Origin of the sequence: Streptomyces sp. NPDC048297 (assembly GCF_043201585.1) — a bacterium.
Taxonomy (GTDB): domain Bacteria; phylum Actinomycetota; class Actinomycetes; order Streptomycetales; family Streptomycetaceae; genus Streptomyces.
In genome coordinates, this window is record NZ_JBICZA010000019.1 from 133610 (window position 1) to 148721 (window position 15112).

Here is a 15112-nt window from a genome sequence, read left to right on the forward strand (position 1 = left end):
GGTTGGCGTCCTCGCGGGCGTCCGCCCGGGTCCGCGACGCCGCCTGGTCGGCCTCGGCCAGGGCGTCCGACGCCTCGGTGCGCACCCGCTGGGAGTACTCCGACGCGTCCGCGCGCAGCCGCTCGGCCTCCCCGATCGCCTCCGCGACCGTGTGCTCGGCGAGCGCCTTGGCGGCCTCCGTCTCCTCGCTCGCCTCCCGGCGCAGCCGCGAGGTGTCCTCGCTCGCCCGCTCCCGCTCGGCGTAGGCGTCGGAGCGGACCCGGTCCGCCTCCTCCTCGGCCTCCCGCTTCGTACGGTCCGCCGCGTGCTCGGCGGCCGAGCGCAGCCCGGCGATCTCCTCCTGGGCCTGCTCGTGCAGCCCGGCGACGGAGTCCCGTACCTGCTGGGCGTGCTGCTCGGCCGCGGACACCATCTCGGTGGCGCGCCGGTCGGCCTCCTCGACCAGCCGGGTCGCCTCGGTCTGCGCCTCCTCGACACGCTTGCGCGCCGAGGCCAGCAACTCCTCGCTCTGCTCGCGGGCCCGCAGCCGCTCCTGGTCGGCTTCCTCACGGGCGGCGCCGAGCAGTTCCTCCGCCTCACGGCGGCGCCGGACGGCCTCCTCCTGGGCGGCGGCCAGCGTCTCGGACGCCTCGGTGCCCAGCCGCTCGGCGGCGGCCTGCGCCTCCGCGCGCACCCGGTCGGCGGTGTCCTGCGCCTCCGCCTTGAGCCGCTCCGCCTCCGCCGCGGCCTCCGACCGCAGCCGTACGGCGACGGCCTCGCCCTCGGCGCGCGACGCGGACGCGTCCGCCGCGGCCTCCGTGCGCAGCCGTTCGGCCTCGGTCTCGGCCTGCTGCTGGAGCGTACGGATGCGTTCCGCCGCCTCCGAGCGCAGCCGCTCGGTCTCCTCGCCGGCCTCACGGCGGATCCGGGCCGCCTCCTCGCGGGCGTCCGTGAGCGCCTGCTCGGCGGCCGACAGCCGCTCCTGGGCCTCCGCCTGCAGCCGCGTCAGCTCCGCCGTCGCCTCGGCGCGCCGCGCCTCGACCGCACGCTCGGCCTCCTCGCGCAGCTCGCGCGCCGCGTTCTCGGCCTCCGCCTTCAGGGCCTCGGCCTGCTCGCCGGCCTCCGCGCGGTGCCGCTCGGCCTCCGTGCGGGTGCGCTCCAGGGTCTCTTCGGCCTGCCGGCGCAGCGTGGTCGCCCGCTCGATGGCCTCGGTGCGGACCTTCTCGCTGTCCGCGGTCGCGGTCCCCCGCAGCTCGTCGGCGTCGGCCTTGGCCTTGGCCAGCAGCTCCTCGGCGGACTTGGCCGCCTCCTCGATCTTCGATACCGCCTCGCGGCGGGCCTCGGCGCGGATCGACTCGCCCTCGGCGACCGCGTCGGAGCGCAGCTGCTCGGCCTCGCCGCGCAGCCGGCGGGCCTCCTCCTGCAGCTCGACCGTCTTGGCGCGGTACTCCTTGGTGTCGTCCTTCGCCGCGCCCTTGAGCTGCTCGGCGATGTCGTGCGCCTCCGCGCGCAGCCGGTCCGCCTCGGTCTCGGCCTCGGTACGGATCCGCTCGGCCTCCTCGGCCGCGGCCCTGGTGGTCTGCTTGGCGTCCTCGGACGCCCTGTCGAGGACCTCCTCGGCGGTCCTCGCCGCCTTCGCCAGCTGGCCGGCCGTCTCCTCGGCGGTGACGCTGCGCGCCTTCTCGGACGCCTCGGCGACGATCTTCTCGGCCTCGGCGCGCGCGTCGGCGACCAACTGCTCGGCCTCGGACCGGGTGGTGTCGGCCTCCTTGGTGGCCTCCTCGACCAGCCGGGCGACCTGTTCCTTGGCCGTACGCGTGCGTGCCTCGCCCGCGGCCTCGGCGCTCGACAGCGTCTTCGCGGCGGCCTGCTCGGCCTCCGTGACCAGCTTCTCGGCCTCGGTCTGCGCCTTGCGCAGCGCATCCTCGGCCTGCGTCATCCGGTCGTCGGCGGCCCGGCCCAGCTCGGCGGCCCGGCGGCGCACGGTGTCCGACTCGCTCGCGGTGGAGGAGCGCAGCTGCTCGGCGTGGTCGGTGGCCTCCTGCGCCTGCGTGGAGGCGGCGTTCAGCAGCCGCTCGGCGTCCGTGCGGGCGCGGCGCAGCAGCTGCTCGGCCTCCGCACGGGCCGTCTCGGCGTCGTTCTCCAGCCGCTCCCGGGCCTCCCGGGTCAGCCGCTCGGCCTCGGCGCGGGCGGCGGCCATGGACTGGTCGGCCTCGGCGCGGGACTCGTCCAGCAGCCGGCGGGCCTGCGACTCGGTGCGGGCGCGCAGTTGTTCGGCCCACGCCACGTTCTCGTTGACGTGCGACTCGACGGTCTGCCGGCGCTCGGCCAGCTCCTGGTCGAGCTGCTGGCGCCGGGTGACCGCCTCCTGGTGCAGCTCGGCCTGCAGACGGGCGGCCTGCTCGGCGTGTTCCTGGAGGATGCGCTGGGTCTGCGCGCGGACCTGGCTCAGCTCGCGCTCGGCGTCCTGGCGCAGCTGGTCGGCCTGCATCTGGGCATTACGGAGCAACTGCTCGGCCTGATAGCCGATGTCACCGCCCTCGTAGGAGGGCCGGGTCATCAGAGTGCGGCGCGCCTCGTGCAGCTTGGCGCGCAGCACCTCGACCTGGTAGCCGAGGTCCTCGGCGTGCTGGATCGCCTTTTCCCGCTCGGTCTTCAGCCGCTTCATCTCGGCCTCGAACCGAGTGAGGTGGTCGACGTCAGCCGCCGGCTCTCGCTCCTGGCTCTCGTAGCCCCGCACTGCGCGGTCCCATCCGTCCCCTGGTCAGCTTCTGCAACGAGCTCCGTCCATCGGCCGAACGGGGCCCCCGGGGGAATGGTGTCAGATCAACGGCGGAGCATGGGCTGCTGCCCCGACGCTCGTCCCCCGAAACCCGGACCCCGGCATGCGGCCGCCCCCGCGTTCGGAGACGACCGCCCCCAACCCTACCGGCCCATATGTACGCGGGTCAGTGCTCAGGTGACTCAACAGGGGCCGAAGTGACCAGTTCTGTCAGGACACCGTGGCAGTCCTTGGGGTGCAGGAAGGTGATCCGCGACCCCATGGAACCGCGGCGCGGCTCGTCGTAGAGGACCCGCACGCCCTTGCCACGGATGTCCGCCGCGTCCGCGTCCACGTCCGCCGTGCCGAAGGCGATGTGGTGCACACCCTCGCCGTTCTTCGCCAGCCACTTGCCGACCGCCGAGTCCTCCCGGGTCGGCTCCAGGAGCTGCAGATAGGAGGCGCCGCCGTCCGACGTCTCGTTGATCTTGAGCATGGCCTCCCGCACGCCCTGCTCCTCGTTGACCTCGGTGTGGAACACCTCGAAGCCGTAGGTTGCCTTGTAGAACTCGACAGTGGCGTCGAGGTCGTGACAGGCGATCCCGATGTGGTCGATTCGCGTCAGCATGGATTCAGTGGAGCGCTCGGGAGGTGGTTACGCAACGTGCGCGCGATCACACCGACGGCCCGATGACGGCACGGAGTGCCACTCAGTACATTCGAAGTAAACCCTCGTTCACTCCTCGGCTGCACAAGCCGGTAAGGGGATCGCAGCTCATGTCTTCTGGAACTCCTGGTACGACCAGCTCGGTGATCGTCGCGGGCGCGCGCACGCCCATGGGACGACTGCTGGGCTCGCTGAAGTCCTTCTCCGGAGCCGACCTCGGCGGCTTCGCTATCAAGGCCGCCCTCGATCGTGCGGGGATCGGCGGCGACCAGGTGCAGTACGTCATCATGGGCCAGGTGCTGCAGGCCGGCGCGGGCCAGATCCCGGCCCGCCAGGCGGCCGTCAGGGCGGGCATCCCGATGAGCGTCCCGGCGCTCACCATCAACAAGGTGTGCCTCTCCGGCCTCGACGCCATCGCGCTCGCCGACCAGCTGATCCGCGCGGGTGAGTTCGACATCGTGGTCGCCGGCGGCCAGGAGTCCATGACCAACGCCCCCCACCTGCTGCCGAAGTCCCGCGAGGGCTTCAAGTACGGCGCGATCGAGATGCTCGACGCCATGGCCTACGACGGCCTGACCGACGCCTTCGAGGGCATCGCCATGGGCGAGTCGACGGAGAAGCACAACGCCCGCCTCGGCATCCAGCGCCCCGAGCAGGACGAGATCGCCGCGCTCTCCCACCAGCGCGCCGCCGCCGCGCAGAAGAACGGCGTCTTCGAGGCCGAGATCACCCCGGTCGAGATCCCGCAGCGCAAGGGCGACCCGGTCCTGTTCAGCAAGGACGAGGGCATCCGCGCCGACACCACCGTGGAGTCCCTGGCCAAGCTGCGCCCGGCCTTCACCAGGGACGGCACGATCACCGCGGGCACCTCGTCGCAGATCTCCGACGGCGCCGCCGCGGTGGTCGTGATGAGCAAGGCCAAGGCCGAGGAACTGGGCCTGACGTGGCTCGCCGAGATCGGCGCCCACGGCAACGTGGCGGGCCCCGACAACTCCCTGCAGTCGCAGCCCTCCAACGCCATCCAGCACGCCCTGAAGAAGGACGGCCTGGAGGTCTCCGACCTCGACCTCATCGAGATCAACGAGGCCTTCGCCGCGGTCGCCGTGCAGTCAATGAAGGACCTCGGCCTTTCCACGGAAAAGGTGAACGTGAACGGCGGCGCGATCGCCCTCGGACACCCGATCGGCATGTCGGGCGCCCGTCTGGTCCTCCACCTGGCGCTGGAGCTCAAGCGCAGGGGCGGCGGCGTCGGCGCGGCCGCGCTGTGCGGTGGCGGCGGCCAGGGTGACGCGCTCATCGTGCGGGTACCGAAGGCGTGAGCGCTCTCCTTGGACGTCGGTGAAGTCGTGCGGCTTGTGCGGCTTGTACGTCCGTGAAGCTGGTCGATGAAGTCGCACGTCTTGTGCGTCTTGTGCGTCTTGTACGTCGGTGAAGTGAACGGAGCTGTTTGATGCAGGACGTCTCCTCTCTGGTGGCCCAGGCCAGGGAAGGCCGGCCGCGGGCCGTGGCCCGGCTGATCACCCTGGTGGAGGGGGCGTCCCCGCAGCTCAGGGAGGTCATGGCGGCACTGGCCCCGCTGACCGGCAACGCCTACGTGGTCGGCCTGACCGGCTCCCCGGGCGTCGGCAAGTCCACCTCCACCTCCGCGCTCGTCACCGCGTACCGCAAGCAGGGCAAGCGGGTCGGCGTCCTGGCCGTCGACCCCTCGTCCCCGTTCTCCGGCGGCGCCCTCCTCGGCGACCGCGTGCGCATGTCGGAGCACGCCTCCGATCCCGGCGTCTACATCCGCTCGATGGCCACCCGCGGTCACCTCGGCGGCCTGGCCTGGTCCGCCCCGCAGGCGATCCGCGTCCTGGACGCGGCCGGCTGCGACGTGATCCTGGTCGAGACGGTCGGCGTCGGGCAGTCCGAGGTCGAGATCGCCTCCCAGGCGGACACGAGCGTGGTGCTGCTGGCCCCGGGGATGGGCGACGGCATCCAGGCGGCCAAGGCCGGAATCCTGGAGATCGGCGACGTCTACGTCGTCAACAAGGCCGACCGGGACGGCGCCGACGCCACGGCCCGCGAGCTGAACCACATGCTCGGCCTCGGCGAGGCCCGCGGCCCCGGCGACTGGCGCCCGCCCATCGTCAAGACCGTCGCCGCGCGCGCCGAGGGCATCGACGAGGTCGTCGAGGCCCTGGAGAAGCACCGGGCCTGGATGGAGGAGCGGGGCGTCCTGGCGGAACGCCGCCTGGCCCGCGCCTCCCGCGAGGTCGAGACCATCGCGGTCACCACCCTGCGCGAACGCATCGGCGACCTGCACGGCGACCGCCACCTGGGCGCCCTGGCGGAACGCATCGTCGCCGGTGACCTGGACCCGTACCGCGCCGCCGACGAACTGGTGGCGAGCCTGACGGAGGCCTGACGGCCGGTCCAGGGTGGGGTGGGTGGTGCGGTTGGCCTGGGTGCCTGGGTGCCTGGGTGCCCGGGGGCGGTCGGTGTGGCCGGTTTGGCTGCGCCTGGTTGGGGGGCGGTCGGTTGGGTTGGGTGGTGCGGTCGGCTTGGCGCTCGTGGCGGGGTGATGCGGCTTGGTTGTGCCGGATCGGGTGCCCGTATCGCTTTAGGGGTCTCTGGCGAGGGTGGTGCGGTCGGTTTGGCCGTGCCCGGTCGGGGGCCGGTATCGCCTTGGCCGTTTCTGGTGGGGCACTGTCGTTGGTCGGCTGTGCCAGGTCGGGTGCCGGCATCGCCTTGGGGGTCTCTGGCGGGGTGGTGCGGTCGGTTTGGCTGTGCTGGGTCGGGGGCCGGCAACGCCTTGGCCGTTTCTGGTGGGGCGCTGCCGTCGGTCGGCTGTGCAGCATCGGGCGCCGGTATCGCCCCGGCCGTCCCCGACGGGGTGGTGCCGTCGGCTCGTCCGCCCCTGACCGGCCGTCGCGTTCCGTCCGGCTGTCCGGGGTCGGCCACGGTCCTGGCTCTGGCTGTTCAGCCCCGGGTACTGGCATGGCTCCGGCCCTTCAGCCCCGTCACTGCAAATGCTCTGGTCGCCCCCGGCAGGGCACTGCTAGCTTGAGTGCCATGTTCCTCCTCATGGCGTAGGGCGCACCACGCACCGTTCAGGTGCTCAGGTGCCCTGTTTCCGTCTCCCGTCGAGGAACTTCCGCATGTCCGCGACCACTTCGCCATGCCCGTCGTACGCCGCCGTTCTGCGCGTGCCGTACGCCCGTCGCACCTTCGCCGCCGCGCTGGTCGCGCGGCTGTCCTACGGCACCGTCACGCTCTCGGTGCTGCTGTCCGTCACCCGGGCCACGGGCTCCTACGCCGTCTCGGGTGTGGTGATGTCCCTGTTCGGCGCCGCGACGGTCTTTCTGCTGCCCCTGCGCGCGTCGCTGATCGACCGGTACGGCCCGCGCCGCGCCCTGCTCCCGATGTCCGCCCTCTACGGCACCCTGCTCACCGCCCTGGCGGCCCTCACCTGGCGCCCCGGCGCCCCGGCGGCTCTCGTCGCGACGGCCGCCGCCCTGGCGGGCGCGTGCGCGCCTCCGCTGGGGCCCACCATGCGTGCCCTGTGGTCCGAACTCGCCGCCGACCGACGACTGTTGCAGCGGGCCTACAGCCTGGACGGCGTCGCCGAGGAACTGCTCTTCGTCTCCGGCCCGGCCCTGGTCGGCGCGCTGGTGACCTGCGCGCCCCCGGCGGCCGGCATCCTGCTCAGCGCCCTGCTGAACGTCACCGGCACCTGCGCCTTCGTCACGTCCCCCGCGATGACCGGCCCCCGTCCCACGCCTCGCGCGAGGCGCTCGGGTGCGCTGCGCGGTCTGCTGCCGTCGGTCGCCGTGGCCGCGGGGACCGGACTGGCGCTCAGCGGTGTGGACCTGCTGGTGACGGCCTTCGCGAGTGAACGCACCCACGGCACGGCCCTCGTCCCGTGGATTCTGGGCGCGCTCTCGGCCGGCAGTGCGGTGGGCGGTCTGGTCAACGGCGCGATCGACTGGCGCCGGCCCGCCCGCGTGCGGCTGGCGGGCTTCGCGACGGCCCTCGGCCTGGTGATCGCCGCCGCCGGTCTCGCGCCCGGCCTCTGGTCCCTCACGGCGGCCATGGTCTGCGCCGGCGCCTTCATCGCCCCGGCCCTGACGACGGCCTACCTCCTCGCCGACGAGACGGCGCCTGAGGGCTCCCGTACACGGGCGGGGGCGTGGGTGAACATGGCGGTGAACGCCGGATCCTCCGCGGGAGCGCTGGCGACGGGGCTGCTGATCGGCGCGCTGCCGCTGCCGTGGTGTTTCGCACTGGCAGGCGCCGCCGCACTGCTCTCGGCCGCTGCCGTGACCGCGGGCGGCCGTGCCACCGCGGTCGTGGGGGCGGAGACAGAGGTGGAGGCGGAGGCGGAGGCGGAGCTTCCCGCGGCTGATCCCCCGGTGCGGGCGTAGTCGAGGGCCCGGGGGACGGTCCGGGAGAGGAGCCCCACCGGCGCCGGGCCGTGTGACCCTCCCCCGCCGACCGCCGACCGCCGACCGCCGACCGCCGACCGCCGACCGCCGACCGCCGACCGCCGACCGCCGACCGCCGACCGCCGACCGCCGACCGGAGGACCGCGCCGCGTTCGGCTCTTCACCGGGCAGGCGTCGTCAGGGACGCCCCCGCTGTCCTCTCAGATGGTCGGCGATCGGCTTGAGCGACGTCTCCAGCTCGGTCAGCGCCTCGGGTGAGAGGAGATCGATGAAGTGCCGGCGCACGGACGCCACGTGGTACGGCGCGACCTTCTTCATCGTCTCCAAGCCGTGCTCGGTCAGCACCGCGTACAGCCCCCGCCGGTCGGACTCGCAGTTCTCGCGGCGCACCAGGTCCGCGTTCTCCATCCGGGTGATCTGGTGCGACAGCCGGCTCTTGGACTGCAGCGTGGCGGAGGCCAGGTCGCTCATCCGCATCCGCACGTCGTCCGACTCGGACAGATTGACGAGGATCTCGTAGTCGTTCATCGTCAGGCCGAAGGGCTGCAGATCCTTTTCGAGCTGGTACGTCAACAGCCTGTTGACCTCCAGGTGTGTGCGCCAGGCGCACTGCTCCGCATCGGTCAGCCAGCGCGTGGCCGTCTCGGTCTCCATGAATGAAGTCTACCTAAGAATGTTGAATGGCGAACTACTTCGGTTGGTGTGACGGTGCGCACGCGTTCGATGTCACACTCCGCAGATTACCGCTCACAGCCCGAAGCGACGCTGGAGGTCTCCCAGCTGTCCGGGAAGGCGCGGTGCCCCCGGCGACCCCGGACCGTGCCCACCCGGCCCCGTTCCGCCACTGCCGGGGACTCCCGGTTCGGACGGAACGGCACCCGTGGCCTGCTCGGCCATGAGGGTCTCGCTCGACTGCAGCAGGACCGTCCCCGCTCCCACGAACTCGAACTGGTGCTCCTCACCGGAGGCGCCCCCGAGGCCCGTCATCGCACGTAGACCGCCCATCACGCCCGTCAGGTACCCGTGGTCGTAGTGATGACACGGCGACGGGCAGTCGGCCCACCCGACGAGTGCCTGGGGGTCCACCCGGATCGGAGGTTCCATGAACACCACCGGACCGTTAGATGCGGCCACGAACTTCCCGGTTCCGATCAGGGTCAGAAAGCCCGGCACGATCGACTGTTTGAGGGCGAGACTTGGCTGAAACGCGAGCAGATTGCCCGCGCGAATGGTCAGGTTCCCGTCGTCGAGGTCGTACGAATTGACGTCGAAGGCCCGGTCGGCGAGCAGCATCTTCCCCGAACCCTCCGCCACGACCCAGTCGCTCGCGTGCAGTGGCGAATGGAACGAGGTGCGCACGAGCCGGTCCAGTCGCCCGTGCCCGATGCCGTTGAACTCGATCGCCCCGTAGTAGGCGATCATCTTCCCCTTCTGCAGGAACCACTGCCCGCTCTTGAGCTCGACGCAGAACGTGTAGCTGTTCACGTTGTCGTCGGCGGGCAGCGTCATCGGATCGTGCACGACCGGGCCGCCGGGGGTTCCGTACGCGCTCACAGCTTCTCCTCCGACGCCTGGACGTACACCGTGCCGCTGCCGCTCAGCTCCAGCTGGAAGGCCTCGCCGGAGCCGCGGCCCACCATGTCGCGCCAGCCGAGCGCGGTGGAGAGCTTGTTGCGCACGTCGCCGTGGTGGGCGACGTAGGCCTGCGGGTCCACATGGACCGGACGCTGGGGGGTGATCGGCACCTCGAAGACGCCGCCGTGCGCCATCACGGCCACCGAGCCGTGCCCCTGGAGGGTCGTGGTGAACAGGCCCTGCCCGGTGACCTGGCCCCGGACCAGGCCCATGACCCCGCCCTGCGAGCCCATGAACATCGTGCCCTGGTGGAGGGTGCCCTCGAAGGCGAGGAGCCGGTCGGCCTCGACGTACAGGGTGTCACCGGAGAGGTTGATGACGTGCACGTGGTGGCCGCCGTGCCCGAAGAAGACGGTGCCGCTGCCCTCGACGCTCATCAGCGGGGTCGCCTCGCCGGTCACCCGGCGCCCGATCATGGACATGAGGCCGCCCTGACCGCCCTGGAGGTTGGGCGTGAAGGACACGTCCCCCTTGTAGGCGAGCATCGCCCCGCGCTGGCTGAACAGCCGCTGACCGGGCAGCACGGTCGCCTCGACCATCTTGGAGTTGATCTCCCGGAAGCTCATCTCACAGATCCCCCGCGATCGTGTTCCGCTCGCTGGGCTGCACATAGACCAGTCCGTCGCCCTCGAAGCGGATCTGGAACGCCTCGCCGCCGCCCTCCCCGAACAGCGTGCGGAACGTCACGCCGGACTGGAAGGACTGCCGGACCTCGCCCTGGTGGGCGATGTAGGCGCCCGGGTCGACGATCAGCGGGTACTGGGGGCTGACCCGGAGCACCACCGCCGGCCCGTCCGAGAGGAGGGCCGCCTGGCCGTGGCCCTCGACGGTCGTGGTGAACAGCCCGTTGCCCTGCGCGGCGCCGCGCATCCCCGTGAACGTCGTGCCGGTGCGCAGGCCCGCGTCCGTCGCGAGCAGGTTGCTCGACTCGACGTAGAGCTTGTCGCCCTGCAAGGAGACCAGGTTGATCTCCGACGCCCGGTCCGCGAACCAGCAGGTCCCCTGCCCCCTCACCTCCATCACCGTCATCTGCTCGCCGGTCAGCCGCCGGGTCACCATCCCGCGCAGCCCCTCGCCGCCGCCCGTCATCTTCTTGAAGGTCATCTGCCCGTCGTACGCGACCATCGAGCCGTTCTTCGCCTTCACGGCATCCCCGGTCATGTCGACGGCGAGCACCTTGCTCCCTTGGAGCCGGAACATCGCCACGCTGCGAAAGTAGCGGCCACGCGGGTGGACCGGCCAGGGCCCCCGGGTGGAGGACGACCCTGAGCGAACCCCTAGGGACACCGTTTGCCACAATGGGGGAACGCTTGTGCTTGCGTTCACAAAGAGTGGACGCCTCTCCCATCGAAGGTGACCTGTGGACATCAAGACCGCCACCGCCCTCCGCCGCCTCCGCCTGGTCTCGGCCCCGGAGGCCGTGTCCTTCCTGATCCTGCTCGTCTGCTCGGTGCTGAAGCGGACGACGGACTTCGACGCGGTCCCCGTGATGGGTGCGGTGCACGGCGTCCTGTTCATCCTCTACGTGCTCTTCTGGGCGGACGCCTGGAACCGCACCAAGTGGTCGCTGAAGACCGCGGCCCTCTACTTCGTCCTCTCGGTGCTGCCCACCGGTGGTTTCTTCGCCGAGCGCAAGCTGCGCCGTGAGTCCGAGGCCGCGGTCATCGCCGCCCGCGCCCGCAAGGAAGAGGTGGCGAGCGCATGATCGTCGCCTTCTCCGTGACGCCCCTCGGTGTCGGTGAGGACGTGGGGGAGTACGTCGCCGACGCCGTCCGCGTGGTCCGCGAGTCGGGCCTGCCCAACCGCACCGACGCCATGTTCACCTCGATCGAGGGCGACTCGTGGGACGAGGTCATGGACGTCGTCAAGCGCGCCGTGGCCGCCGTCGAGGAGCGTGCGCCGCGCGTCTCGCTCGTCCTCAAGGCCGACATCCGGCCCGGTGTGACCGACGGCCTCACGTCCAAGGTCGAGACCGTCGAGCGCCATCTGGCGCAGTAGCGGACGCCGAACTCGCAGGAAACCCCGGCCCGTTGGAGCCGGGGTTTTCTCGTCCCTACTCTTTGAGCGATCGCTCAAAACGGTGTACGTTGCAGGCCAGAAGTTTTGAGCGGTCGCTCAAACATGACTCTGACGTGGGGGAACATCATGGGTCTCTACATAGAGACACGTATCCGCGCCGACCTCGACGACCTGTGGGACCGCACCCAGGACCCCGCCCAGCATCAGCGCTGGGACCTGCGGTTCACCGAGATCCAGTACCTCCCGCGCGCGGAGGGCGAGCCGCAGCGCTTCCGCTACGCCGTCCGCCTGCTGCCGTTCCTCACCGTGTCCGGCACCGGCGTCGCCGCCGGCGAGAAGCAGCGACCCGACGGCACCCGCACCTCCGCCCTGCGCTTCCGCTCCCCGCACCCCCTCTCCCTGCTCGCCGAGGGCAGCGGCTACTGGCGCTACGTGCCCGACGGTGACGGTGACGGCGACGGCGACGGCGTTCGTTTCCTCACCGGGTACGACTACCGGCCCCGCTGGGGCGCGTTCGGCGCCGTCGCCGACCGGCTGGTGTTCCGCCCGCTCATGGGATGGGCGACCGCCTGGTCCTTCGACCGGCTGCGGCTGTGGCTGGAGCGCGGGATCACCCCCGAACGGGCCCTGGTCAACTGGCTGGCCGAACTGGCGGTCCGGGCGCTGGTGCTCGTCGTGTGCCTGACCGGACTGGGTCTTGGCCCCGTCCTGCGGGCCTTCGGACCGCTCACCGTCCTCGTGGTCTACCTCTGCCCCGTCCTGCTCGTGGTCGCCGTGTCCCTCGCGCTCCTCAAAGCACCGCTCGCCTGCACCCCGGCCGCCCGCCGCTGCCTGCGCAGCCCCCTCGTCCAGAGCGGCACACCCCGTGTCCTCGCCACCCTGGAGGAGCACTCATGAGCGCGGCCTCGATGTTCCGCACGGTCATGGGCGACGACTTCGACCGGCTCCACCCCCGGCTGCGGCGCCGCTTCTCGGTGGGCCTGGCCGGCGGGGAGGCCTGCACCGGCCGGGGCGTGATGCACCGGATCTGGCACGGACCGGCCTTCGTGAGGCCGTTCCTGGCCCTCGGCACCACCCGCAACATCCTGGTGCCCGAGGCCGGCCGGAACGTCCCCTTCGTCATCGAGAACGTGCCGTACGCCGACACCTTCGGCCGTGAGACGGTGAGCTTCGTGCGCACCTTCGACCTGCCCGGCCGCTCCCGGCGCTTCGACGCCCAGATGGTGCTCAGCCCCAAGGGCGACCGCATCCTCGACTACCTGGGCACCCACCAACACCTGGCCAGCGAACTCCACTTCGCCGCCGAACCCGACGGCTCCCTGCTCATCCGCTCCGGCGAACACCGCTTCCGGGAGGGGCCGGTGGATATCCGCGTGCCCGAACTCGTCGGTGCCACGGCCGAGGTGCGGGAGTCGTACGACGACGCGGCCGGCCGCTTCCGGATCCGCGTCCGGGTCGTGAACCGGTACTTCGGCCCGCTCTTCGGCTACGAGGGCTCCTTCACGGCGTCGTACGCGTCCGTGCGTGGCCGCGGCGTACGGGCGGGGCTTCGGCCGGTGAGGGAGGAGGCGCGGGCATGACGCCGCAGCACGCGGGGCGGGGCGCCTCGGGGGGCGAGCCGGTGAAGGCCGAGACCGCCAAGTCCCAGGAGACGAAGACCAGGCTGCTGGAGGGTGCCCTGCGGGTGCTCACCGAGCAGGGCATCGCGAAGACGTCCGCCCGTACGGTCGCGGCGGCTGCCGGGGTCAATCAGGCCCTGGTCTTCTACCACTTCGGATCCGTGGACGAACTTCTCGCGGCGGCCTGCCGGTACGGGGCGGAGCAGACCGTGGCGCGGTACCGGGAGCGGTTCGCGGTGGTGGGATCGCTGTCCGAACTCCTCGCGGTCGGGCGGGAGATGCACGAGCAGGAGCGGGCGGTCGGGCATGTCGCCCTGCTCGGGCAGCTGATCGCCGGGGCCTCGGCCCACCCCGTGCTCCGACCGGCCACGACCGCCGGGCTCGACCTGTGGATCACCGAGATCGAGCAGGTGCTGAGGAGGGTGCTGGCGGGGACGCCGTTCGGCGAGTTCGCCGATCCGGCGGGGCTTGCGCGGGCGGTGGCGGCGTCGTTCGTCGGGATCGAGCTGTATGAGGGGGTGGACGAGGCGGGGGCGCACGCGGCGCTGGACGCGTTGGAGGGGTTGGGGGCGGTGGTCGCTGCGCTGGAGGGGTTGGGGCCGGTGGCGCAGAGGGCGGTGAGGTATCGGTTGCGGGGGGCTGGGAGGGGGGCGTAGGGGGCGGGCGGGTGGTTTGCCGGGTGCGACGCCGTTGTGGCTGGTCGCGCAGTTCCTCGCGCCCCTTGGGTGATGTGGTGGTCGTTGGCTGGGGTGGTGCCCGTGTTGTCGTGCGTCGGGTGCGGGGTGGTTGTGGCTGGTCGCGCAGTTCCTCGCGCCCCTTGGGTGATGTGGTGGTCGTTGGCTGGGGTGGTGCCCGTGTTGTCGTGCGTCGGGTGCGGGGCGGTTGTGGCTGGTCGCGCAGTTCCTCGCGCCCCCTGGGTGATGTGGTGGCCGTTGGCTGGGAAGGCGCCCGTGCCGTCGTGCCCGTGGGGTGATGTGGTGGTCGTTGGCTGGGATGGGGCCCGTGCCGTCGTGCCCCGAGGCTTCGGGGGGCTTGGTGACCGAAGGTCGAGACGGGGCTGCTCGGGATATGACCGGCCGGTAGGGTCTGATGACGTGCCGAAGCCTCTCAGTCTCCCGTTCGACCCCATCGCCCGTGCCGACGAGCTCTGGAAGCAGCGCTGGGGAAGCGTGCCCTCGATGGCCGCGATCACCTCGATCATGCGGGCGCAGCAGATCCTGCTCGCCGAGGTCGACGCCGTGGTCAAGCCGTACGAGCTGACGTTCGCGCGGTACGAGGCGCTGGTGCTGCTCACCTTCTCCAAGGCCGGTGAGCTGCCGATGTCCAAGATCGGTGAGCGGCTGATGGTGCATCCCACGTCCGTGACGAACACCGTCGACCGGCTGGTGAGGTCCGGCCTGGTGGCCAAGCGCCCCAACCCCAACGACGGCCGCGGCACCCTCGCCGTCATCACCGAGAAGGGCCGCGAGGTGGTCGACGCGGCCACCCGCGACCTGATGGCCATGGACTTCGGTCTCGGGGCGTATGACGCCGAGGAGTGCGGGGAGATCTTCGCGATGCTGCGCCCGCTGCGGATCTCGGCACACGACTTCGACGAGGGGTGACCCGGGGCAAGATCTCCCGGAACGGGTCGTTACGCTCTTCGGCATGAAGAAGAGCGTGCTGACCCGCTACCGCGCCCTGGCCTACATCACCGGTGTGCTTCTGGTGCTCCTGTGTCTGAGCATGATCGCGAAGTACGGGTTCGACATCGACGGCGCCGCCGCCGTCACCCGCGTCGTCGCCATCGCGCACGGCTGGCTGTACGTCGTCTACCTGGTCTTCGCCTTCGACCTGGGCTCCAAGGCGAAGTGGCCGGTCGGCAAGCAGCTGTGGGTGCTGCTGGCGGGGACCATTCCGACCGCCGCCTTCTTCGTCGAGCGGAAGATCAGCCGCGAGCTGGAGTCCCGGGTCGAGAGCCCGGCCCCGGCTGTCGCCAAGGCGTAGGGGTCGTATGGGCCCGTAT

General features: G+C 71.5%; 16 protein-coding genes. 10 read left to right on the top strand and 6 right to left on the bottom strand.

All coding sequences use genetic code 11. The annotated features are described in order from the left end of the window. The coding region (gene scy / locus ACGFYV_RS22055) for a polarized growth protein Scy (RefSeq protein WP_393880105.1) at positions 1-2719 on the bottom strand (2719 nt) is incomplete at its 3' end. A 208-nt stretch (positions 2720-2927) separates the two neighbouring features. Beyond that, positions 2928-3368: a methylmalonyl-CoA epimerase gene (gene mce, locus ACGFYV_RS22060; RefSeq protein ID WP_393880106.1), complete on the bottom strand. Its 441-nt coding sequence runs from the start codon at positions 3366-3368 to the stop codon at positions 2928-2930. 149 nt (positions 3369-3517) lie between these two features. Here mce and ACGFYV_RS22065 point away from each other — a divergent pair, with 149 nt between their 5' ends. The 3 genes from ACGFYV_RS22065 (at position 3518) to ACGFYV_RS22075 (ending at position 7813) form a co-directional block, all read left to right on the top strand. Next, positions 3518-4726 (top strand): acetyl-CoA C-acetyltransferase, encoded by a 1209-nt coding sequence (locus ACGFYV_RS22065; RefSeq protein ID WP_393880107.1) that lies wholly within the window; start codon positions 3518-3520, stop codon positions 4724-4726. Between the two features lie 131 nt (positions 4727-4857). Continuing rightward, entirely contained in the window at positions 4858-5814 is a 957-nt protein-coding gene (meaB, locus tag ACGFYV_RS22070) for a methylmalonyl Co-A mutase-associated GTPase MeaB (protein WP_393880108.1), read from the top strand. A 733-nt stretch (positions 5815-6547) separates the two neighbouring features. Further along, the gene (locus tag ACGFYV_RS22075) at positions 6548-7813 is read left to right on the top strand and encodes an MFS transporter (protein ID WP_393880109.1); all 1266 of its coding nucleotides are present in this window, start codon (positions 6548-6550) and stop codon (positions 7811-7813) included. 198 nt (positions 7814-8011) lie between these two features. On the opposite strand, the gene ACGFYV_RS22080 is transcribed toward ACGFYV_RS22075, so the two are convergent. The 4 genes from ACGFYV_RS22080 to ACGFYV_RS22095 all read right to left on the bottom strand — a co-directional run bounded on the left by ACGFYV_RS22080 (position 8012) and on the right by ACGFYV_RS22095 (position 10669). Further along, a complete protein-coding gene (locus tag ACGFYV_RS22080) occupies positions 8012-8488 on the bottom strand; it encodes a MarR family winged helix-turn-helix transcriptional regulator (protein WP_393880110.1) in 477 nt (158 codons plus the stop codon). Positions 8489-8581: 93 nt separating this feature from the next. After that, on the bottom strand, positions 8582-9388 hold the full coding sequence (locus ACGFYV_RS22085; RefSeq protein WP_393880111.1) for an AIM24 family protein: 807 nt from the start codon (positions 9386-9388) through the stop codon (positions 8582-8584). Further along, positions 9385-10035 (bottom strand): AIM24 family protein, encoded by a 651-nt coding sequence (locus ACGFYV_RS22090; protein ID WP_393880112.1) that lies wholly within the window; start codon positions 10033-10035, stop codon positions 9385-9387. The genes ACGFYV_RS22085 and ACGFYV_RS22090 overlap by 4 nt, the downstream gene beginning before the upstream one ends. Before the next feature lies 1 nt (position 10036). After that, positions 10037-10669: an AIM24 family protein gene (locus tag ACGFYV_RS22095; RefSeq protein WP_393880151.1), complete on the bottom strand. Its 633-nt coding sequence runs from the start codon at positions 10667-10669 to the stop codon at positions 10037-10039. 160 nt (positions 10670-10829) lie between these two features. Between ACGFYV_RS22095 and ACGFYV_RS22100 the strand changes: the two genes are divergently transcribed. The 7 genes from ACGFYV_RS22100 to ACGFYV_RS22130 all read left to right on the top strand — a co-directional run bounded on the left by ACGFYV_RS22100 (position 10830) and on the right by ACGFYV_RS22130 (position 15093). After that, a complete protein-coding gene (locus ACGFYV_RS22100) occupies positions 10830-11174 on the top strand; it encodes a DUF3817 domain-containing protein (RefSeq protein WP_393880113.1) in 345 nt (114 codons plus the stop codon). After that, positions 11171-11467 carry an MTH1187 family thiamine-binding protein gene (locus tag ACGFYV_RS22105; protein ID WP_393880114.1) on the top strand — a complete coding sequence of 99 codons (297 nt, stop codon included), beginning with the start codon at positions 11171-11173 and terminating at the stop codon, positions 11465-11467. Before ACGFYV_RS22100 ends, ACGFYV_RS22105 begins: the two co-directional genes overlap by 4 nt. A gap of 147 nt (positions 11468-11614) precedes the next feature. Further along, on the top strand, positions 11615-12385 hold the full coding sequence (locus ACGFYV_RS22110; protein ID WP_393880115.1) for a hypothetical protein: 771 nt from the start codon (positions 11615-11617) through the stop codon (positions 12383-12385). Continuing rightward, a complete protein-coding gene (locus tag ACGFYV_RS22115; RefSeq protein WP_393880116.1) occupies positions 12382-13068 on the top strand; it encodes a DUF4166 domain-containing protein in 687 nt (228 codons plus the stop codon). The genes ACGFYV_RS22110 and ACGFYV_RS22115 overlap by 4 nt, the downstream gene beginning before the upstream one ends. Before the next feature lie 41 nt (positions 13069-13109). Then, positions 13110-13763 carry a TetR/AcrR family transcriptional regulator gene (locus ACGFYV_RS22120; RefSeq protein WP_393880152.1) on the top strand — a complete coding sequence of 218 codons (654 nt, stop codon included), beginning with the start codon at positions 13110-13112 and terminating at the stop codon, positions 13761-13763. Positions 13764-14201: 438 nt separating this feature from the next. Beyond that, positions 14202-14711 carry a MarR family winged helix-turn-helix transcriptional regulator gene (locus ACGFYV_RS22125; RefSeq protein ID WP_393880117.1) on the top strand — a complete coding sequence of 170 codons (510 nt, stop codon included), beginning with the start codon at positions 14202-14204 and terminating at the stop codon, positions 14709-14711. 43 nt (positions 14712-14754) lie between these two features. Beyond that, complete coding sequence (locus tag ACGFYV_RS22130; protein ID WP_393880118.1) at positions 14755-15093, top strand: DUF3817 domain-containing protein; 339 nt, start codon at positions 14755-14757, stop codon at positions 15091-15093. Positions 15094-15112 lie beyond the last annotated feature (19 nt).

Bases quoted from the DNA above. Each gene is read 5' to 3' on its own strand.
- meaB (WP_393880108.1), top strand. From the start codon at position 4,858: ATGCAGGACGTCTCCTCTCTGGTGGCCCAGGCCAGGGAAGGCCGGCCG.
- ACGFYV_RS22105 (WP_393880114.1), top strand. From the start codon at position 11,171: ATGATCGTCGCCTTCTCCGTGACGCCCCTCGGTGTCGGTGAGGACGTG.
- ACGFYV_RS22065 (WP_393880107.1), top strand. From the start codon at position 3,518: ATGTCTTCTGGAACTCCTGGTACGACCAGCTCGGTGATCGTCGCGGGC.
- ACGFYV_RS22110 (WP_393880115.1), top strand. From the start codon at position 11,615: ATGGGTCTCTACATAGAGACACGTATCCGCGCCGACCTCGACGACCTG.
- ACGFYV_RS22080 (WP_393880110.1), bottom strand. From the start codon at position 8,488: ATGGAGACCGAGACGGCCACGCGCTGGCTGACCGATGCGGAGCAGTGC.
- ACGFYV_RS22115 (WP_393880116.1), top strand. From the start codon at position 12,382: ATGAGCGCGGCCTCGATGTTCCGCACGGTCATGGGCGACGACTTCGAC.
- ACGFYV_RS22075 (WP_393880109.1), top strand. From the start codon at position 6,548: ATGTCCGCGACCACTTCGCCATGCCCGTCGTACGCCGCCGTTCTGCGC.
- ACGFYV_RS22130 (WP_393880118.1), top strand. From the start codon at position 14,755: ATGAAGAAGAGCGTGCTGACCCGCTACCGCGCCCTGGCCTACATCACC.
- mce (WP_393880106.1), bottom strand. From the start codon at position 3,368: ATGCTGACGCGAATCGACCACATCGGGATCGCCTGTCACGACCTCGAC.
- ACGFYV_RS22090 (WP_393880112.1), bottom strand. From the start codon at position 10,035: ATGAGCTTCCGGGAGATCAACTCCAAGATGGTCGAGGCGACCGTGCTG.
- ACGFYV_RS22095 (WP_393880151.1), bottom strand. From the start codon at position 10,669: ATGTTCCGGCTCCAAGGGAGCAAGGTGCTCGCCGTCGACATGACCGGG.